We start from the raw sequence: 19565 nt of genomic DNA, 5'->3' as shown, positions 1-19565 counted from the left end.
TTGACCCAGTTTCTGCCCACTGTCTACCGCGACTGCCAACTCCATTAGACCTGAAACTTTCAACTTTGAACCTGAATATGCCTTAGCATAAACTCATGCAATTGATGCATTTGGGGCTTCCCCTTTTTTCTTCCTATCCTACCAAATACATAAAGAACTATCCAGGTTACGACCATTAAGGCCATTAACCCCATCTGAAGGCCTATTTCTTTGCCCAGGGCTTTATTGGAATAGGCCCAAATCCCAAATATGATAAATAGGGTGGCAACTCCAAAATGGACAAACATAAAGAAGGTCCATAAGGTGGGGTTAGGACCAAACAATCCGTAAATAGTACTGTTACCGTCCTCCTGGTCCACTATCTCGATTTGTAACTGTGGTGACCAAAAATGGGTTTCGGCCCTATTGAACTTTATAAAAACATGATGATCGGATATTTTAACAATAAAAGGGGGCTCGTCTGCTTCTTGAAACAATTGTAGAAAGGGTTGGGCCGGACCTTTTAGGTTAAGTTGGAACCTGGGTCTAAGTACAATTTCGTTGGGTAGGGCTTTCAAACTATTCGGCTGATAATTAGGATAAAAGATACTGTTTTTTCTTCGGATATAAATAGTACTTTTGCATCAAATTAAAAGTATGAGTGCTATAGTAGCCATTGTAGGAAGACCTAATGTAGGCAAATCAACCTTTTTCAATCGATTAATTCAAAGAAGAGAGGCCATTGTTGATGCCGTGAGTGGGGTTACGCGAGATCGTCATTACGGAAAGAGTGATTGGAACGGGGTGGAGTTTTCTTTGATCGATACCGGCGGATATGTGCTGGGGAGCGATGATGTTTTTGAAAAAGAAATAGATAAGCAGGTAGAATTGGCCATTGATGAGGCCGATGCCATCATCTTTATGGTGGACGTGGAGTCTGGGGTTACCGGAATGGATGAGGATGTAGCCAATTTGTTGAGGCGTGTAAATAAGCCTGTATTCTTGGTGGTCAATAAGGTAGATAACAGCAAAAGAGCGGAAGATGCAGTGGAGTTCTATTCCTTGGGTCTTGGTGAATATTATACCATTGCCAGTATAAATGGTAGTGGAACGGGCGACCTACTGGACGATTTGGTAAAGGTATTGCCGGAAAAGGAAAAGGAGAAGGACGACTTGCCGCGTTTTGCAGTGGTTGGAAGGCCAAATGCCGGAAAATCCTCATTTATTAATGCCCTTATAGGGGAAGAAAGATATATCGTTACCGACATTGCCGGTACAACCAGAGATAGTATAGATACAAAATACAATAGATTTGGCTTTGAGTTTAATCTGGTAGATACTGCTGGAATCCGTCGTAAGTCGAAAGTTCGCGAAGATCTTGAGTTTTATTCCGTAATGCGGTCTGTAAGGGCTATTGAGCACTCGGATGTCTGTATTCTTATGTTGGATGCTACCCGTGGTTTTGACGGACAGGTGGAAAATATATTCTGGCTGGCACAACGAAACAATAAGGGGATTGTGATCTTGGTGAACAAATGGGATTTGGTCGAGGATAAAGAAACCAATACCATTAAGGAATACACCCAGAAAATTAAGGAGGCCATTTCCCCTTTTACCGATGTGCCCATTCTATTTATCTCCGTACTTACAAAACAGCGTATCTATAAGGCTATTGAAACCGCGGTTCAGGTATATGAAAATAGACAAAAAAAGGTAGTGACCAGAAAATTGAACGATATTATGTTGCCCATTATAGAAAACTACCCACCGCCCGCCTATAAGGACAAGTATGTGAAAATTAAATTCTGCACCCAATTACCTACTCCCTATCCACAGTTTGCTTTTTTCTGTAATCTTCCGCAGTATGTAAGGGAGCCGTATAAGCGCTTTTTGGAGAATAAATTAAGGGAGAATTTCGATTTTACAGGAGTGCCGGTTACGGTATTTATGAGAAAGAAATAGATATCCTTATTTAAATTGGATTTTTCTTCTTTCTAAAATTCCCCGATGGTTTTGTTTCGGGCCTGCCTGTTCGTCAGGCAGGGTCAGAACTGTTTCTTTAGGCTGTTCGGGGTGCTGTGAAATATAAAAATTTGGTGTTTTGTCCATTTGGCCAAAATGAAACCCATGAAATGCACCTAAGGCTTGGCTCAGTGAAAATCGGTTTCAAGAATTTTTTATTACGGTCTTAAAGTTCTGTTAACCATTTGGGCAGTAGTAGGTCAAGGGTTATTTTTGGGGACTTACCATACAACCAAAAATCCAAGACCGTATTGCCAAATGAAGAAATTTCACTTTTCTATTCTATTTTCCATTTTATTTTTTAGCCTTTCATTTTCCCAGGATTTTGTGTTGAGCGGGACCATTGTAGATGCAATGACCAAGGCACCATTGGAAGCCTCCACGGTTTATGCGGAATCTATAAAGGATAGTACTTTGGTCTCCTATACGGTATCCGATCAAAAAGGAGTGTTTGAACTGGAAGGGGATACCAGTCTCAAGGAGGTAAATGTATTTTTCTCCTACAATGGGTACAAACCTCATTATATTAAAGTTAAACTAGGGGCTCAGGTAGATTTGGGGAATGTGCAATTGGAGGAACAGGCGCAGGAATTGGATGCTGTTCTTGTTGTGGGCGATAGGGTGCCGATCACTATAAAAAAAGACACCTTGGAATTCAATGCGGATTCTTTTAAGACAAAGCCAGATGCCTCTGTAGAGGATGTCCTGAAGAAGTTGCCCGGGGTAGAGGTGGATAGTGACGGTAAGATTACCGTGAACGGCAAGGAAGTAGACCAAGTACTGGTAAACGGACAGGTTTTTTTTAGTAACGACCCCAAGGTAGCAACCAAAAGCTTACCCAAAGACATTATAAGCAAGATCCAGATCATGGATACCAAAACCAAAACCGAGGAGTTTACGGGGGAAGCCGGGGATGGTGAAAATAAGACCATTAATCTAACCATAAAGGAGGATAAAAATAAAGGCTATTTGGGAAGAATGGCTGCAGGTTATGGTACCGATGAAAGATATCAAGTAAACGGACTGCTCAATTACTTTAGCGATAAGAAGCGGGTAAGTTTTATTGCTAGCTCCAACAACATTAACAATTCAGGATTTTCTTTTGATGAGATCTATGATATGGTGGGAAATACCAGCGGGGGCTATTCGGGAGCCCGGGAATCTGGTCTAATCAATAATTTCGGTAATGGAATAACCACTTCATCCAACGTAGGGACCAGTTATGCCAATTCTGAAAAGGGGGAATATAAGATCGATGCCAATTACTTTTTTGGATATAGCGATTCCTATAACGACCAAAGAACAAGTAGGGAAAACATCTTGCCCGATAGTAGATATTTTACGGACAACGTATCCAATTTCGAGGGTTCTACCAATTCCAACCGAGGGGCGGCAAATATAGACTATGACGTGGATGAAACCCTTCGGGTTACCGTTGAGCCTTCCATGAGCATCAATAGGACCAATTCCGTTAATAGTAATAACAGGATTTCCACGGATGAAAATGGGGATTTGATCAACAGAAATGATAGGATAACGGTCAGTGACGGACATCAAAGAAATTTTTCCAACCGTTTTGGCATTATGAAAAAGCTGGATACCATTGGAAAAATGGTCAGCTTTAATTTTTCCAATGACAATTCTGAAAATGTAAATACTACAAACCTAAATTCTATCCGGGAGATATTTGGAGACGACCCAAGTGTAGAAAACTTGGATCAACTTTCGGAGATAGACAATAAAAGAAATTCCTATGAACTGGAGGTGGAATATAGACAGCCCTTGACCAGCAAGTTGTTTTTGGAATTTGGCTATGAATATAGAAACGACCAAAGGGACAATGCCAAGGAAGTAATGGATTTTGATACCAATACTAATGGTTATACCGATTTTAATACCGCCTTGAGTTCTGATTTTACTTTCGGAAATATTCAACAGTCACCATCTTTTGGAGTGCGTAGTGATGGAGAAAAATTGAATATTAGGGCCGATGCCTCCTATGTGATGACGGAACTTAAGAATGAAGACTTTCTTCAGAATACCTCTTTTTCCAATTCTTATAAGAATTTATTGTTCAGGACTAGAGTAAGGTATAATTTAGGTAAGAACAAACGTATTTACCTTAGGTATAACTCCAGTCTAAATGTGCCATCTGTAAATCAATTACAACCTGTGCCCAATATCAACGATCCATTGAACGTGGTAATAGGGAATCCCAATTTACTGCCGAGTATTAACCATGGCGTTGATTTTAATTACAATAATTATAATTGGAAGGATAGAACCGGAATTTTTCTTTATACCGGATTTGATATCCAAAAGGATAGGGTGTCTGCTATCTCCACAACGGACGATAATTTTTTAAGGACTACCCGTTATACCAATGTGGATGGCAATTATAGCGGATACGGGGGTGTAGGGTATTCCAAGCAAATAAAGAAAGACAGTCTATATACCCTTAAATTCAATGTAAGGCCAAGATTGAGTTATGGTAGGCAGGTAAGTTTCACCAATGGAGTGGAATTAAAGGCAAAAAGTTTTGATGTTACGCCCTATGTTTCAACTACCTATAATTATAAGGAACAGTTAGAGATTGAACCCGGATATGGTATAGGCTTTAACAATACCACCTATAATTTGGAAAGTGTTGAGGATATAAAATTCACCTCCCAGAATGCCAGTCTAAGGGTTACGACCTATTGGCCCAAAAATTTAATTTGGGGCAATGATTTAAAATATAGTTATAATGGCAATGTGGGTCCAGGATTTAGAAAGGATGCCCTTTTTTGGAATATGAGCTTGGGACTTCAAGTGCTGGATGACAAGGGCACTTTAAAGGTTTTGGCCTATGACTTGCTAGATCAAAATATAAATACCCGTAGGACTACAGGGGAAGATTTTATTCAGGATTTTCAAGGTACTGTGCTGCAGCAATATTTTATGGCAAGCTTTACCTATAAGTTTGATCAGTTTGGGGGCAAAAAACCTGATGTTGGAGGTAGAAGAGGTCATTACAATTAATGTTTTTGAGGTGTACCTGGTTTGAAGGGTTTCTGTATTGAAGATTTTGTGGTTCGAGGTGTTTCAAATCGCCAAATTGACCCATTTTCAAATTAAGCCATTGCTACATTAAAACATTGGTACATTGGTACATTGGTACATTGATTCATTGTTCCATTTCCAAATCATCACATTAAACCATTGTTGCATTCTTTTGGATATGGGCCACTTCCGCCTTTTTTTACTTCTAGTCTCTAGTTTCTAATTTGAATTGTTTCTGTATTGAAGATTATGTGGTTCTACGTGTTTCAAATCGCCAAATCGACCCATTTTCAAATTAAGTCATTGCTACATTACTACATTGGTAAATTGTTACATTGATTCATTGTTCCATTTCCAAATCATCACATTAAACCATTGTTACATTCTTTTGGACACTGGTCACTTCCGCCTTTTTTTACTTCTAGTCTCTAGTTTGAATTGTTTCTGGATTGTGGATTTTGTGGTTATATGTGTTTCAAATCGCCAAATCGACCCATTTTCAAATTAAGCAATTGTTACATTAAAACATTGGTACATTGGTACATTGGTACATTGAAACATTGGTACATTGAAACATTGAAAAATCACCATCCCCCAGAGGAGCCACCGCCACCAAAGCCGCCACCGCCGAAGCCTCCTCCGAAACCACCGCCTCCGCTGCCAAAGCCACCTCCTGAAGACCCTGATCTATAGCCGCCCCGGCCCATATTGCTGAGTACAATAATGTCCCAAAGGTCCATGCCCTTTCGGTTGCCTCCTTTACCGCCACCTCTTCTTCCTTTGTTGGAAAGTATAATGAGGATTACTATAAAAATAATGAAAGGGAGTAAGGTCTGAAATGGAAACCCTGGGCTTTTGTCGAAACTGCGCTCTTCCTTGAATTCTCCATTGAGCACATCAAAAATGGCATCCGCCCCTTTGTTGAGTCCGTCGTAATAGTTGCCCAATTTGAATTCTGGTATAATGACAGTTTCTATAATGCGTTTGGAAAGGGCATCTGTTAGCAGGGGCTCTATTCCATAGCCTGTATTAATGGCAATTTTCCTGTCGTCCCTGGCCAATAAAATTAAAATACCGTTGTCCTCTTTGGCCTGACCAATTCCCCAGGCATGGCCCCAGTTGGCACCTAAAAAGTTTATATTTTCTCCTTGGGTAGAGGAGATAATGGCCGTTACGATCTGGGTGGAAGTGCTGTCCGAATAACGGATAAGCTTTTGTTCCAGACTGGTTTTTTGTTCGGTAGAGAGTAAATTTATATAATCATAAACGCTAGTTTGTTCCTGAAGCTTAGGTTTTTCGGGAATTTTAAATTGGGCAACAGTTATGGAGAAGCTGCATAATACCAGGAATAAGAGACTACCCTTTAGATACTTCATTGCTTAATTCGTTGGTGTTATTATGTCGCCAAGGGAAATGGGTCTCCAATTCCTTGCCGGCCATGAGTATTCCTGCTATGATACCTTGCTTAAAATCTCCCTTTTTAAAATGATTTTCCAGAATCGTTTTGGTATTGTCCCAAAAATTATCGGGTACTACCCGGTCTATGCCCTTATCGCCATAAATAACAAACTTCTTGTCATGTACTGCAATGTAGATCAATACCCCATTTTCTTCTTTGGTATTGTCCATTTTTAAATAGTGGAATACTTCTTGGGCCCGTTCAAAATGGGGTTTTTTGGACATAGGTTCAATATGGACCCTTATTTCCCCGGAAGTATTTTTTTCGGCCTCTACAATAGCATTCACTATTTCCAATTCCTCATTGGCCGTTAAAAAATCTTCTACTTTGGACATCTTGTTTTTAGTTGAATTCGAAGTTCACGTCTGGAGCCTGCTCTGCACCGGCTTCCGATTTAAAGTAAGCCAGTTCATTAAAATTAAATAGGCCTGCCAATACCGAATTGGGGAAGGTTTTTATGTGATTGTTATAAGGCAGAACGCTTTCGTTAAAGCGATTTCGTTCTATGTTTATTCTGTTTTCCGTACCTTCCAATTGGGACTGCAGTTCCAGGAAATTTTGGTTGGCTTTCAGGTCAGGATAACGCTCCACGGTTACCAAAAGACTTTTTAGGGCACCGCTAAGTCCGCCCTGGACCTCATTGAATTTTGCCAGTTGCTCAGGGGTTATGTTCGTGGGGTCTATACTAACGGAGGTGGCTTTTGCCCTAGCTTCTATCACCGCTGTAAGGGTGCCTTTTTCGAAATCCGCTGCACCTTGTACCGTCTTGACCAGGTTGCCAATAAGATCGTTTCGTCTTTGGTATGCGCTCTCCACATTGGCCCATGTCTGGGTAGAGGTTTCTTTAAGTTTAATAGCTGTGTTGTTAAAGCCTACGGCCCATTGGTACAAACCTATTCCTATAACGGCAAGGATAATTACTGGAATTAACCATTTTTTCATGATCAGTGTATTTAGTGTTATTTATAGTTGGTTCTTAATTTTGATCAGTTCTGCCTTAACCTTTTCCAATTTTTGGATTACATCAAAGGTAGATAAAGTCTTTAATTTATCTTCCTTTAAATGGGTTTTGGCACCTTCCAGGGTAAAACCGCGCTCTTTTACCAAATGGTAGATAAGTTGCAGGTTTTTAATGTCCTGGGGTGTGAATTTTCTATTGCCCTTTGCGTTTTTTTTAGGCTTGAGCACATCGAACTCCTTCTCCCAAAAACGGATAAGTGAGGTGTTCACATCAAAGGCATCGGCCACTTCACCAATGCCATAATATCGTTTTTCCGGAAGATCTATGTGCATTAATCCAGGGATTGGTTTTCTTGGTTCGCGTATTTCAACATATTTTCGAATTCCTCAGCGGTTAAACTGCCGTAGTAGAAGTTGATGGGGTTAATGCGTTCGTCATCTTTCCAAACCTCATAATGAAGGTGTGGCGCCTCTGATCTTCCAGTGTTGCCCACAAAACCGATGAGGTCGCCCCTTTTTACTTTTTGGCGGGCTTTGACGTTGTACTGACTTAAATGACCGTAAAGGCTCATATATCCATAACCGTGATCTATTCTTATGTGTTTCCCGTAGCCTGAGGCATTGTTGTCTGCCCGCGTAATAGTTCCGTCGCCCGAGGCATAAATAGGAGTACCTTTAGGGGAAGTGAAATCCATTCCCCAGTGCATTTTCCTAGCTTTGGTAAATGGGTCGGATCGCCAACCGTAACCAGATGCCATCCGCGTAAGATCTTCGTTTTTTATAGGTTGTATGGCAGGAATTGCCGCCAATAACTTCTCTTTTTCCTCTGCCAGTTTGGTAATTTCATCAAGTGATTTGGATTGTATTACCATTTGTTTTTGGATAATATCCAGCCTTTTGGTAGTGGCGATGATCATATCGGAATTGTTGAAGCCTTCAAGGGATTTGTACCTGTTTACACCTCCAAATCCTGCTCTTCTCTGTTCTTCAGGAATGGGGTTGGCCTCGAAATACAATCTGTAGATGTTGTTGTCCCTGTCCTCAATATTGGCCAGTACATTTTCTATCTGCTCCATTTTTTTGCCCAGCAATTCGAATTGAAGTTCGTAATTTTTTACCTCCCTGGCCAAGGAAAGTTCGCGTGGGGTGTTTACCAAATTAGTATTTAAGAGCAATATAAGGCCTAAAAATCCAAATAGAAATGACCCTAGAAAAAATAGAGCAATATTTCTATATCTTCTGGATTTTCTGGGTTCTATCTTACGGTAAGATAGGGTGTCCGGGTCGTAATAATATTTTACCTTAGACATGTATCTAATTTATCCTATTTTTGTGGTCGTGTTTATAGATAACTTGCAAATTTGCAAAATGTTTTCTAACAACCGTTAAATATATAAAAAGCTTACCAATTTACATGAAATCCCAAGAAATTAGAGCCAAGTTTTTAGAATTTTTTAAGGAAAAAAACCATAAAATTGTTCCTTCTGCACCTATGGTCATCAAAGATGATCCAACATTAATGTTTACCAATGCGGGCATGAATCAGTTTAAGGAGTTTTTCTTGGGAAATTCAATTCCTAAGTACACTCGTGTGGCCGACACTCAAAAATGTCTGAGGGTTAGCGGCAAGCATAACGATTTGGAAGAGGTGGGGAAGGATACCTACCACCATACCATGTTCGAAATGTTGGGGAATTGGAGTTTTGGGGACTACTTTAAGGCCGAGGCCATTGCCTGGGCGTGGGAGTTTTTAACAGAAGTGTGCAAGATTGATAAGGACAGCCTTTACGTAACGGTCTTTGAGGGAAGTGAGGATGCCGATAAATTGGACCAAGATACGGAAGCCTTGGAGCTTTGGACTAAGATAGTCGCCAAGGACAAGATTCTTTTTGGGAACAAGAAAGATAATTTTTGGGAAATGGGAGACCAAGGACCCTGTGGACCATGTTCGGAGATACATGTGGATATCCGTTCGGCCGAGGAAAAGGCCAAAGTATCCGGTGCTTCGCTAGTGAATAATGATCACCCCCAGGTCGTTGAGATCTGGAACCTGGTTTTTATGCAGTACAATAGGAAGGCCAACGGACAATTGGAATCCTTGCCGGCCAAACATGTGGATACCGGAATGGGCTTTGAACGTTTGTGCATGGTAATGCAGGGTGTGCAGTCCAATTACGATACCGATGTATTTACCCCTATAATCAGGGAGATAGAGACTATTACCAATTCCAAATATGGGAAGGATGAAGAAATAAATATTGCCATAAGGGTAATTGCCGATCATATACGTGCGGTTTCATTTTCCATTGCGGACGGACAATTGCCCAGTAATACGGGCGCGGGCTATGTAATCCGCAGAATTTTGCGAAGGGCCATTCGTTACGGTTTCACCTTTTTGAACACCAAGGAACCTTTTATGTTTCTATTGGTAAAGGTGCTTTCCGATACCATGGGGAAATCCTTTCCAGAACTTAAGGACCAGCAACAGTTAATTGAAAATGTGGTCAAGGAAGAAGAACATTCTTTTTTAAAGACTTTGGACCAGGGATTATTGTTGTTGGATAATATAGTTGCCGAAAACAAGGACAAAAAAATAGATGGTAGAAAAGCCTTCGAGCTTTATGATACCTTCGGATTTCCTATCGATTTAACAGCACTTATTTTAAGTGAAAGAGGATATGATCTGGATGAAAGAGGTTTCGAGACTGCCATGAAGGAGCAAAAGGACCGTTCCAGATCGGCATCTGAAGTGTCCAAAGAAGATTGGATCGTTCTTGCCGAGGATCCGCAGCAGGAATTTGTGGGTTATGATAATTTGGAGACCTCGGTAAAAATTGTAAAATACAGAAAAGTTACTTCCAAGAAGGAGGGAGAGCAATATCAGATTGTATTCAACCTAACCCCGTTTTATCCCGAAGGGGGAGGGCAGGTTGGTGACAAAGGGTATTTGGAAGCCCCCAATGGCGATGTGGTATATATATTGGATACCAAAAAAGAAAATAACGAGATTGTCCATTTTGCAAAAAATTTACCCAAGGACACTGGGGGCAAATTTAAGGCTGTGGTAGATGCAAAGCAACGCAAGAGAACCGAATGTAACCATACGGCCACGCATTTATTGCACCAGGCACTACGTGAAATTCTGGGGACCCATGTGGAACAAAAAGGTTCTGCTGTACATTCCAAATACCTGCGTTTCGATTTTTCCCATTTTGCCAAACTTAGTACGGATGAACTTACATCTATAGAAAGTTTTGTAAATGCCCGCATAAGTAATGGCCTGCCTTTGGAGGAACAGCGCAATGTGCCCATGGAAAAGGCCTTGGAACAAGGGGCAATGGCCCTTTTTGGGGAAAAATATGGCGATGCGGTCAGGACCATTCGTTTTGGACAATCCATAGAACTTTGTGGGGGTACCCATGTGAAGAATACTGCCGATATCTGGCATTTTAGAATTAGGTCGGAAGGGGCTGTGGCAGCGGGCATACGGAGAATAGAGGCCATAACCTCCGATGCGGTCAAGGATTTCTTTTCCGAAAGTAATAATACCCTTTTGGAAATTAAGGAACTCTTGAACAATTCCCAGGAACCAGTTAAGGCTTTGACGGCCTTGCAAGATGAAAATTTGAGGTTGAAAAAAGAGTTGGAGAACCTATTAAAAGAGAAGGCTAAAAATTTGAAGGGCGAGTTGCTCAATGAACTTACCAAAGTGAACGGAATTCAATTCTTGGCCAAGAAGGTGGATTTGGATGCCGCAGGAATAAAGGACATCTCCTTTGAGATGGGCCAGAACAGAAAGGATCTATTTTTACTTTTCGCCTCGGAGAACGAGGGCAAAGCACTTTTGTCCTGTTATATCTCCAAAGAATTGGTAGAGCAGAGGAAATTGAATGCCGGAACCATAGTTCGGGAGCTTGGAAAGTACATTCAAGGTGGCGGGGGCGGACAACCGTTTTTTGCTACCGCCGGAGGTAAAAATCCAGCTGGGATTGGCGAGGTGCTGGAGAAAGCCAAAGCTTATATAGTTTAGGGCGGCAGTAAGAATCTGAATAGTTGTATTATCTTAAGAAGGCTTTAGAGTTGCTTAAGGAGGGTAATGCTTAAAATTAAATAATGAAACTTCAAACACAGATACCTCTAAAAAAGGCTGAAAATCAGATTGATTATAACAGTCAATTAGTAGTGTTGGGGTCTTGTTTTGCCAATAATATAGGGGACAAGCTGGCGTATTATAAATTCCGGGCACTTCAAAATCCGTTTGGAGTTTTATTTCATCCTTTGGCAATTGAAAACTTGATTTCCAGGGCAATTCAAGAAGAGTCATACACAGAGGAAGAAGTGTTTTTTTTGAATGAGCGCTGGCAATGCTATGATGCACATTCCGATTTGTCCTCTGTTGCAAAAGAAGATTTGCTCGGTAGCTTAAACTCGGGTTTATCGGAAACAAAATTATATATAAACAAGGCTTCCCACATCTTCATTACTTTAGGGACCGCATGGACCTATCAATTGAAGGAGAGTGGAAAAGAAGTTGCCAATTGCCATAAGGTTCCACAGTTGGCCTTTAAGAAAGAATTACTTTCAATTGAAAAAATCGTACAAAGTTTGGAAGCTATTATACACCAGATTCAAACCATAAATACAAAAACCCAGATTGTTTTTACAGTTTCGCCAGTGCGTCATTTAAAGGATGGAATTCTGGAAAATCAACTAAGTAAGGCACATTTAATCAGTGCTGTTCATCAAATAATAAAAAAAGGGAATGCCTTGTATTTCCCCAGTTATGAACTAATGATGGACGAACTTCGGGATTATCGCTTTTACGGGAATGATCTGGTGCATCCCAATGATCTGGCGATTACCTATATCTGGGAAAAGTTTGTTTCTGTATGGATCGCCCAAGAGGCGTGGCCAACTATGGAAAAGGTGGCTGCTGTGCAAAGTGGCTTAAATCACAGGCCTTTTAATCCTGAATCACTAAAGCATCAGGATTTCCTTAAGGCACTTGATCAAAAAATTACGTACCTTCAAAAGAAGTATCCTTATATGAAATTTTAGTGCATGAAGAAAGTATTTATCGGGGTAATCCTTACGTTGGCTGTTGTTTTAATTTTTCGTTCCTGTTCTGAGGAGAAAGAAAAGAAGTCGATTTTAAAAGAGAATTCCATGCTTATTCAAGAGCAGATCAATAACGTTTCCAAATTGATCGTTACCGAAGGGCACTTTGCCGAAGTTTACAATTATAAGGATTCCCAGCAATTATTTGGCCCGTTGATTACTGCCGATAAAAAGGCACTGGTGGTGGTCAATGCCGAGGTAACTGTGGGGTACGATTTAAGTTTGGTAAAATTCGAAATCAACGAGGATACCAAGACCCTACGGATAATAAGTATCCCGGAACCTGAAATTAAGATAAACCCCGATTTTGAATACTACGATGTTACTGCAGACTATTTAAACCAGTTCAATGCCGAGGACTACAACAAAATTAAGCGGAATGTTAATGCGTCCCTCCTGAAAAAAATAGAGGCCTCTACCTTAAAGTCCAATGCACAGAACCGATTGTTCAGCGAGCTTTCCAAATTTTTGGTACTTACCAATTCAATGGGTTGGACACTGTCCTATGGGGATAGGAACATCCAAAATTTTGATGAATTAAAGTTGCTGAATTAAATTGGGTCGGAATAGAATTGTTGACCATTATTTCACAAAAGCATTTGCCCACTTAATATAGTTCTCCCAGTCATAGTCGGTAACATCATGCTTGCCGGTGCGAATGTGGTAGGAGACCGTATTGTGGATGGGCTCGTTTACCTTGGGCATTTCCATGGTTTCTATTCCTTCCATATCGTATAAGTGGTAAACCTGTGTAGCATAATGAGCGGAAAGGAACTCGCCCCTGGGGTCTGCCCATTGGTCTTCTTGGGCGCTGGCCACATAAAGGGGTCTCGGCGCAATAAGAGCCAATAATTGATGTTGGTCTACCGGCAAGGCTTCCTCATTGTTGCTGTACTGGTTAAAATTATCGCAAAACCAATGTGGGAACCTTTCGTTTATAACCGCTAGGGTCTCTCCGAATTCTCTTTTGGACATGGCTGCGCCCCCGCAGCCAGAGTCGTTCGAAATTACCCCTGCAAACCTTTTATCCATGACCCCGGCCCAAAGCGATGTTTTGCCCAATCGGGAATGGCCAAAAGATATTACCTTGGAGGCATCTACGTCAGGATCCTTTTCAAAATAATCCAACGCTCTTACCATACCCCAGCTCCAAGCCGCAATACTGCCCCATTCGTCCAGCTTGGGCCGACTCTGGTCTTGTTGATACAGGAGACTGTGTATACCGTCCGAGAAATCATTTTTGTCCGGATCTACTTCGCCATAGTAAATGGTGGCTAGGCCGTAACCGGCTTCCAATATTTTTTCCACTGCCCAACGATTCGTTCTTTTTCCCCTCGACTCTTCGGTCAAGGTGTTGTTTTCAATTTGGAATGATTCATTGTTATTGGCCCAGGCAGATGAAATCAATACGGCCTTGTCTTCCGTAATCGTATGGTTGCCATAAAAATTATAGCCCAAAAAAACGGCTGCCTTTGCTATATTCTTGGGCAGATAAAGCAAAATGGTATAGCTCAAGGTTTTGCCATTGTTCTTAAAAGTAAGTTCTACCTGCTTGCGCTTGGCTTTTCCGTTAAGAGCATTGTCGTCCTGTTCCAAAATGTTATAGGAGTCTATCTTAAGGGTTTTGGGGATCTTGCCGTATACATTGTTTTCAAAAAAATGAAGTAGCTCCGGCCGTCTTGCTTTTTCCCATTTTTTAACCGATTTGATCTTTTTTCCTTTAAATGTCGTCAGCGGATCTGGCACCTCAAAGTAAGGGACCTTGCTTTCGTCATAATTGGTTTGGGATAGCAGAGGGGACATGGACAAAATAAAAAAGGCACACACAAAACAAGTTAAGAGCTTCATTTTAGATCTATTAAAGGTAGCGGCATAAATATAGGGAATCCAAATGAAACTAATGACCTAGTTTATACAACCAAACTTTTGTCTACCAACTCCAGTCCGTCGTCTATCAGATGGCCTAATTGTGGTTTTTGGAACTTAAGGGCTTCCAAGTGTGCTTTCAGATCTTTGGCAAAAATTCCGTCGCCATTATTTTTTGCCAATTCGTACAATTCAACCGAAAGCAACCAATCTTCTGGGTGGTTGGCTTTTATTTCCTGGAAGACTTTGTTTCTGGAGATAGTTACATTTTTACCTTCCCTAAATTCCCTGACCTGCTTGTATAATTGTTCCAATTGTTTTCTTTTTTCAGTTTTGGCCGATTTTAAGGTGGTGTCGGTTACTTTGTGCGTAACCAGGTCAAAACTTTTTAAATCCGCAGGACCATTAAATACAGAAACAATATTTTCCCCCACAGCCATATGGTATAAGCCCTGGTGCGGATGGAAGAGGATTTTATCATTATGGGTAACCGTGCAATTTGCCAAGGTAATCAGAATAATTTCTCCCTTTAGGTTTCTGGTACCCGTAATAATTTCCCCTGAAACTTTTATGTCTCCTATAAATTCAAGGTCCACTTTTTCGCCTTCATAGATATTATAGGCCTTTAAGTCGCGGGGACTCATATCCTCTATAGCAAGATTTATGCCTTTCAATTTTCCTATTGGCGCACCAAAACCGTTGGGATGTTGCTTAATACTGTGTCCTATCAATTCCTTTTCACGGTAGGCAAGGGCCGTATTGCCTTTGGTCTGTAAATAGACCGGTTTTCCTTCATGGGCAATGGCACTCTCAAAATGTCCTGATATTTGCAGGCCAGTACTTAGCTCTACGGTGCCCATTTCCTTGGAGTTGATAAGCTTTTCCAAGCCACTTAAGCCACCTTGTCTCAAGGACATGGTGTTGGCAAACTCCTCCAACACTTGGTTGAGGTAGGCAAAGTCCGGGGTAACAAAAAGTTGGGGCTGTGGTTGGGTTATATCAAAGGAAGTATGTGCTGCTTCTAGGGAATATGGAATTTTTTTGACCTTGTCGGTCATGCACCAGGCACTTTCTCCAATAGAGGATAGTAGACCCGCACCATATATTTTTGGTCGCTCCACAGTACCAATCAGCCCGTATTCCACGGTCCACCAATGAAGATTTCGAATCAGGGCCATTTCACTGGGTTCCCCCATATTCAATTGCAGGTCCTCAATTTTCTTTTGGGCCTTATCTATGTCCTCTTGAGGGGTGCCTTCGGCTTCTTTTATAATGGACAAATGTCTTACGGCTTCGTATAGTTCGTAATCTTTGGCACTGGAAATGGCCTTGCATCCAATCTCCCCAAACCTACGCAGGTATTCCGCATATTCAGGATTGGCTATTATAGGGGCGTGCCCAGCTCCTTCATGAATAATATCGGGTGCGGGGGTATATTCAATATGCTCCAATTGTCGAATATCCGACGCAATGACCAAGACATTGTAGGCCTGGAATTCCATAAAGGCAGAAGGGGGAATAAAGCCATCCACGGCCACGGCAGCCCACCCAATTTCTTTTAAAATACGGTTCATACCGTACATATTGGGAATATAGTCTATGGAAATCCCCGTTTTGTTTAGGCCTTCCAAATAACTTTTATGGGCCACCTTACTTAGATAATCTACATTTTTTCGCATTACGTATCGCCATACCGCCTGATCTATAGGGGAATAATCCTCATAATTTTGCGGTTTTATGTATTGCTTCAAATGCTCGGGAAGCTTATCCAATATGAAGTTGCTTTCAAAGGACATAGATTGTGTTTTATTCCTTTTAAAGATACAAAATGCGCCCGTGTCTCCCAAGAATGACCTTTTGTAATTACATGGCTAAAGAAAGTAAAAAGGCACTTAAAAAATGGTTTAATGGCAGTTTTGGATAACCTATCTTTTGGAGGGGAATCAAAAAAAAATCCCTTCCTGAATGGGAAGGGAATTAGGGAGAATTTAATCTAAAAAATCAACTAAAGATGCTCTAGGTATTAAGTGTTTTCTATGTAAAATATTTAATTCACAGCTGATCCGGGAGGATAGGCTTCCAATATTTCAGAAACGAATTCTTTGATCCTTTTCTCTTTCTTTTCCATATTTCTAATGTTGTTCAAGGTGCCAACACCCCTTCCTTGCCAAACCAGTTCCTTGTTCTGGGCATCTATGATGTCTATATATAAAGAGCCTTCGGTCCTGGTGCTAACATTGTTTCCTCCGTAAAATGGAGATCCCCAGTAAAAGGGGGACCAGCCCCAACCATAAAAGCCTGCGCCCCAATAGTTGCTGTACACATCTACCTGTTGTCTTTCCTTGGTAAAAATGCTCAATAGCATATCAGGATTTTCAGATTTTACGTAACCTCTAGAGCTCATTTCTGCATCAATGGCCTTTAATATTCTCTTTTTGTCCAAATCTGAAATCTGGGCCTTGTCTATCCCAGTTTTATAAAAGGCATAGGTTTTGAACGAATTAAAATTTGCTTCTTTATCATAATCCGATAATACACGTACCGATGTGCAGGAACTGGCGAAGAGCAGTACCATGATCGGAACGACTAAAAATTTAATCTTTTTCATAGCTATTATATTTGAATTAGTACTTGTAATATTCAATGTAACCAAACTCAAAAATCATGCCGAATACCTTAATTATGGCCCCGTGCATTCGTTTTTTGATTATAGCCGTAAGGACAATGTCTGCAGCCACTTTCGCAACAATACCCCCTTTTTAGATGATATTGTTTTGTAAAAACCTTGTATCCTTCCTCTGAAAGGTAAAAATCCCCTTCCTCCAGTGGTATAAATTTCTTCATCGATGTAAATTTATGGGATTTATACCAAATAATTTAAGCTGGTCATTTAAGTTGGGATCCATTTAACAAAGTTTAGCATACTTTTTGTATTTGAACCTATTTTGTTCGTAGTAAGTCGATTATGGAAAGTTTTTACGAATTGCCCATTTATCTTTGATATGCGTGATATTTATCCGAAAGAATGATTTTAGTTTTTAAACATTTATTTTACAAGAACTATGTTGGTCTCTCCCTGTGGCCCTTCATTATTTTGAAGAACTCTTCTTTAAAAAAGGATGCTACGCTTCTTAATCACGAAAAAATACACCTAAGGCAACAAAGGGAACTATTGATTGTCCCCTTTTATTTCTTGTATTTATTGGAAGGCATTATAAGGTACCTCATTCATTTTGATGCTTACAAGGCCTATCAAAATATAAGCTTTGAAAGGGAGGCCTACGCTAATGAAACTAATTTATATTATCTGCAAGAGAGAAGTACTTTTAGTTTTATTAAATATCTTTGGGGTCAAAAGCCCTAGGAGTGCAGGCAATAAATCAGGAAGTAGACCTTTCTATTCTAAACAAAAAACAGGTTTCCTTGGTGGTAAAAAGGGAAGACCTGATACACCCGTTTATTTCCGGAAATAAATACCGAAAACTTAAGTATAATATTTTAGATGCCAAGCAAAAGGGCTTGGATACCATTTTAACTTTTGGTGGGGCCTATTCCAACCATATTGCCGCGACTGCATATGCCGGAAATTTGTTCGGGATTAAGACCATTGGGGTTATCAGGGGGGAGGAACTAAGTCAAAATTGGATGCTTAATCCAACCTTGTCACAGGCTCATAGACATGGTATGGATTTTAAGTTTATTTCAAGGGAGGCGTATAGGCGCAAGACAGAACCTTCTTTTTTGGAGCTTTTGGACAAGGAATTGGGACCCTATTACCTGATTCCCGAGGGCGGCACTAATTCGCTTGCCGTTAAGGGGTGTGAGGAGATATTGACTCCAGAGGACAAGGATTTTAACGTGCTTTGCTCCAGTGTAGGAACCGGTGGAACCTTGGCCGGAATTATTAATTCTTCACTTCATTATCAGAGAATTATAGGCTTTCCTTCCCTAAAAGGTGATTTTTTGAAAAAAGATATTCGTAATTTTACGGCCAAAGAAAACTGGGAAATCAATACCGATTATCATTTTGGGGGTTATGCCAAAGTTTCTGAAGCGCTTATAGGGTTTATTAATTATTTTAAGGACAAGACCAATATTCCTACAGATCCTATTTATACAGGGAAGCTTTTGTATGGTATTTTGGATTTGGTAAAAAATGATTATTTTAAACCAGGAACCAAAATTTTGGCGATACACAGTGGTGGTCTGCAGGGGATAGCAGGAATGAATTTAGTTTTAAAAAAGAAGAATCTTCCATTAATAAAAGTATGATAAAAAGAATAGCGTTAACAACAATATTGGGTTTGTTTCTAGTGAGTTGCGGTGTTAAAAAGCGAACCACTTATGCTAAAAAACCAGATCCAAGGACCACTACAGTTACTACCGGACCGGAGTCCAAACCGCTAGACGAATCCAAAACTGAGGCAGCCTATGCCTTGCCGGAGGACAATGGCAAATTTGTAAAGTTCACGGTTAATTCTACTGAGGAATATATAGAGACCTTTGCGGAAATAGCCCAATTTGAAATGAAAGCTTATGGTATACCTGCCAGTATTACCTTGGCACAGGGCATCCTGGAAAGTGGTGCAGGGAGAGGCGTCCTGGGCGCCAAGACCAATAATCATTTTGGAATAAAATGCCATACCGGTTGGGAAGGGGATTATGATTTTCATGATGACGATGAAAAAGGGGAATGTTTTAGGAAATATAACCATCCCATGTATTCCTTTAGGGATCATAGTATATTCTTGTCCTCCCGTGCCAGATATGCTTTTTTGTTCGACTTGGATCACGATGATTATAAGGCGTGGGCCTATGGTTTAAAAGAGGCCGGTTATGCAACGGACCGTAAATATCCCCATAAGTTGATCGCGCTTATAGAGCGTTATGAATTGGATAAATATGACAGGACGGTTGTAAAGTCTGGGGCAATTGTAAAAAAGGAACCGAAACAGTACGAACATAAAATTCATGTGGTTCAAAAGGGAGATACCCTATATTCCATTTCCAAGCGCTATTTTGTCTCCATCCCGGAATTGATGAAGTTGAACAATATGAACAATAGTAATTTGGCCGAGGGCCAAAAATTGACGGTTAAATCTGAAAAAATTAGATAATC

At 40.6% G+C, this 19565-nt stretch carries 18 protein-coding genes; 7 read left to right on the top strand and 11 right to left on the bottom strand.

The window, feature by feature from the left end:
* Positions 1-59: 59 nt before the first annotated feature.
* On the bottom strand, positions 60-557 hold the full coding sequence (locus tag U735_RS0118745) for a hypothetical protein (protein ID WP_031445288.1): 498 nt from the start codon (positions 555-557) through the stop codon (positions 60-62).
* Between the two features lie 79 nt (positions 558-636).
* Between U735_RS0118745 and der the strand changes: the two genes are divergently transcribed.
* Complete coding sequence (gene der, locus U735_RS0118740; protein WP_031445287.1) at positions 637-1941, top strand: ribosome biogenesis GTPase Der; 1305 nt, start codon at positions 637-639, stop codon at positions 1939-1941.
* Positions 1942-1947: 6 nt separating this feature from the next.
* Here der and U735_RS25620 read toward each other — a convergent pair whose 3' ends face one another.
* Complete coding sequence (locus U735_RS25620; RefSeq protein WP_157365033.1) at positions 1948-2088, bottom strand: hypothetical protein; 141 nt, start codon at positions 2086-2088, stop codon at positions 1948-1950.
* Positions 2089-2259: 171 nt separating this feature from the next.
* Here U735_RS25620 and U735_RS0118730 point away from each other — a divergent pair, with 171 nt between their 5' ends.
* Complete coding sequence (locus U735_RS0118730; RefSeq protein WP_031445286.1) at positions 2260-5022, top strand: outer membrane beta-barrel protein; 2763 nt, start codon at positions 2260-2262, stop codon at positions 5020-5022.
* A 605-nt stretch (positions 5023-5627) separates the two neighbouring features.
* Here the strand turns inward: U735_RS0118730 and U735_RS0118725 are convergent.
* Genes U735_RS0118725 through U735_RS0118705 form a run of 5 tightly spaced genes read right to left on the bottom strand, consistent with a single transcriptional unit; the run spans position 5628 to position 8772 of the window.
* Positions 5628-6419 (bottom strand): TPM domain-containing protein, encoded by a 792-nt coding sequence (locus U735_RS0118725; RefSeq protein WP_031445285.1) that lies wholly within the window; start codon positions 6417-6419, stop codon positions 5628-5630.
* Positions 6400-6837, bottom strand: coding sequence for a TPM domain-containing protein (locus U735_RS0118720; RefSeq protein WP_031445284.1), 438 nt, complete (start codon positions 6835-6837; stop codon positions 6400-6402). The genes U735_RS0118725 and U735_RS0118720 overlap by 20 nt, the downstream gene beginning before the upstream one ends.
* Before the next feature lie 7 nt (positions 6838-6844).
* On the bottom strand, positions 6845-7444 hold the full coding sequence (locus U735_RS0118715; RefSeq protein ID WP_031445283.1) for a LemA family protein: 600 nt from the start codon (positions 7442-7444) through the stop codon (positions 6845-6847).
* A gap of 21 nt (positions 7445-7465) precedes the next feature.
* Positions 7466-7795 (bottom strand): MerR family transcriptional regulator, encoded by a 330-nt coding sequence (locus tag U735_RS0118710; RefSeq protein ID WP_031445282.1) that lies wholly within the window; start codon positions 7793-7795, stop codon positions 7466-7468.
* Positions 7795-8772 carry a M23 family metallopeptidase gene (locus tag U735_RS0118705; RefSeq protein WP_031445281.1) on the bottom strand — a complete coding sequence of 326 codons (978 nt, stop codon included), beginning with the start codon at positions 8770-8772 and terminating at the stop codon, positions 7795-7797. The genes U735_RS0118710 and U735_RS0118705 overlap by 1 nt, the downstream gene beginning before the upstream one ends.
* A gap of 104 nt (positions 8773-8876) precedes the next feature.
* Here U735_RS0118705 and alaS point away from each other — a divergent pair, with 104 nt between their 5' ends.
* The 3 genes from alaS (at position 8877) to U735_RS0118690 (ending at position 13135) form a co-directional block, all read left to right on the top strand.
* Positions 8877-11492, top strand: a complete 2616-nt coding sequence (gene alaS, locus U735_RS0118700; RefSeq protein WP_031445280.1) for an alanine--tRNA ligase — start codon at positions 8877-8879, stop codon at positions 11490-11492.
* Positions 11493-11575: 83 nt separating this feature from the next.
* Entirely contained in the window at positions 11576-12520 is a 945-nt protein-coding gene (locus tag U735_RS0118695; RefSeq protein ID WP_031445279.1) for a GSCFA domain-containing protein, read from the top strand.
* Positions 12521-12523: 3 nt separating this feature from the next.
* Positions 12524-13135 (top strand): DUF4230 domain-containing protein, encoded by a 612-nt coding sequence (locus tag U735_RS0118690; protein WP_031445278.1) that lies wholly within the window; start codon positions 12524-12526, stop codon positions 13133-13135.
* A 27-nt stretch (positions 13136-13162) separates the two neighbouring features.
* On the opposite strand, the gene U735_RS0118685 is transcribed toward U735_RS0118690, so the two are convergent.
* From U735_RS0118685 to U735_RS25795, 4 genes are all read right to left on the bottom strand, one after another.
* Positions 13163-14428 (bottom strand): glucuronyl esterase domain-containing protein, encoded by a 1266-nt coding sequence (locus U735_RS0118685; RefSeq protein WP_031445277.1) that lies wholly within the window; start codon positions 14426-14428, stop codon positions 13163-13165.
* 62 nt (positions 14429-14490) lie between these two features.
* Positions 14491-16242: an aromatic amino acid hydroxylase gene (locus U735_RS0118680; protein ID WP_031445276.1), complete on the bottom strand. Its 1752-nt coding sequence runs from the start codon at positions 16240-16242 to the stop codon at positions 14491-14493.
* A gap of 251 nt (positions 16243-16493) precedes the next feature.
* Positions 16494-17054 carry a DUF4136 domain-containing protein gene (locus U735_RS0118670; protein ID WP_031445275.1) on the bottom strand — a complete coding sequence of 187 codons (561 nt, stop codon included), beginning with the start codon at positions 17052-17054 and terminating at the stop codon, positions 16494-16496.
* Between the two features lie 68 nt (positions 17055-17122).
* On the bottom strand, positions 17123-17290 hold the full coding sequence (locus U735_RS25795; RefSeq protein ID WP_180994043.1) for a DUF5522 domain-containing protein: 168 nt from the start codon (positions 17288-17290) through the stop codon (positions 17123-17125).
* 522 nt (positions 17291-17812) lie between these two features.
* Between U735_RS25795 and U735_RS0118655 the strand changes: the two genes are divergently transcribed.
* Together U735_RS0118655 and U735_RS0118650 are read left to right on the top strand one after the other, a co-directional pair.
* Positions 17813-18718: a 1-aminocyclopropane-1-carboxylate deaminase/D-cysteine desulfhydrase gene (locus U735_RS0118655; RefSeq protein ID WP_034248595.1), complete on the top strand. Its 906-nt coding sequence runs from the start codon at positions 17813-17815 to the stop codon at positions 18716-18718.
* Entirely contained in the window at positions 18715-19563 is an 849-nt protein-coding gene (locus tag U735_RS0118650) for a glucosaminidase domain-containing protein (protein ID WP_031445272.1), read from the top strand. Before U735_RS0118655 ends, U735_RS0118650 begins: the two co-directional genes overlap by 4 nt.
* The last annotated feature ends 2 nt before the right edge of the window (positions 19564-19565 follow it).

The sequence above is a fragment of the Arenibacter algicola genome (assembly GCF_000733925.1).
Classification (GTDB): domain Bacteria; phylum Bacteroidota; class Bacteroidia; order Flavobacteriales; family Flavobacteriaceae; genus Arenibacter; species Arenibacter algicola.
The sequence above is the reverse complement of the archived record's forward strand: the minus strand, read 5'-3'. Positions and strand labels throughout refer to the sequence as shown.

What these genes read in the sequence shown, in the direction of transcription:
- der (WP_031445287.1), top strand. Translation starts at nt 637, where the DNA reads ATGAGTGCTATAGTAGCCATTGTAGGAAGACCTAATGTAGGCAAATCA.
- U735_RS25620 (WP_157365033.1), bottom strand. Translation starts at nt 2,088, where the DNA reads ATGGACAAAACACCAAATTTTTATATTTCACAGCACCCCGAACAGCCT.
- U735_RS0118730 (WP_031445286.1), top strand. Translation starts at nt 2,260, where the DNA reads ATGAAGAAATTTCACTTTTCTATTCTATTTTCCATTTTATTTTTTAGC.
- U735_RS0118725 (WP_031445285.1), bottom strand. Translation starts at nt 6,419, where the DNA reads ATGAAGTATCTAAAGGGTAGTCTCTTATTCCTGGTATTATGCAGCTTC.
- U735_RS0118720 (WP_031445284.1), bottom strand. Translation starts at nt 6,837, where the DNA reads ATGTCCAAAGTAGAAGATTTTTTAACGGCCAATGAGGAATTGGAAATA.
- U735_RS0118715 (WP_031445283.1), bottom strand. Translation starts at nt 7,444, where the DNA reads ATGAAAAAATGGTTAATTCCAGTAATTATCCTTGCCGTTATAGGAATA.
- U735_RS0118710 (WP_031445282.1), bottom strand. Translation starts at nt 7,795, where the DNA reads ATGCACATAGATCTTCCGGAAAAACGATATTATGGCATTGGTGAAGTG.
- U735_RS0118705 (WP_031445281.1), bottom strand. Translation starts at nt 8,772, where the DNA reads ATGTCTAAGGTAAAATATTATTACGACCCGGACACCCTATCTTACCGT.
- alaS (WP_031445280.1), top strand. Translation starts at nt 8,877, where the DNA reads ATGAAATCCCAAGAAATTAGAGCCAAGTTTTTAGAATTTTTTAAGGAA.
- U735_RS0118695 (WP_031445279.1), top strand. Translation starts at nt 11,576, where the DNA reads ATGAAACTTCAAACACAGATACCTCTAAAAAAGGCTGAAAATCAGATT.
- U735_RS0118690 (WP_031445278.1), top strand. Translation starts at nt 12,524, where the DNA reads ATGAAGAAAGTATTTATCGGGGTAATCCTTACGTTGGCTGTTGTTTTA.
- U735_RS0118685 (WP_031445277.1), bottom strand. Translation starts at nt 14,428, where the DNA reads ATGAAGCTCTTAACTTGTTTTGTGTGTGCCTTTTTTATTTTGTCCATG.
- U735_RS0118680 (WP_031445276.1), bottom strand. Translation starts at nt 16,242, where the DNA reads ATGTCCTTTGAAAGCAACTTCATATTGGATAAGCTTCCCGAGCATTTG.
- U735_RS0118670 (WP_031445275.1), bottom strand. Translation starts at nt 17,054, where the DNA reads ATGAAAAAGATTAAATTTTTAGTCGTTCCGATCATGGTACTGCTCTTC.
- U735_RS25795 (WP_180994043.1), bottom strand. Translation starts at nt 17,290, where the DNA reads ATGAAGAAATTTATACCACTGGAGGAAGGGGATTTTTACCTTTCAGAG.
- U735_RS0118650 (WP_031445272.1), top strand. Translation starts at nt 18,715, where the DNA reads ATGATAAAAAGAATAGCGTTAACAACAATATTGGGTTTGTTTCTAGTG.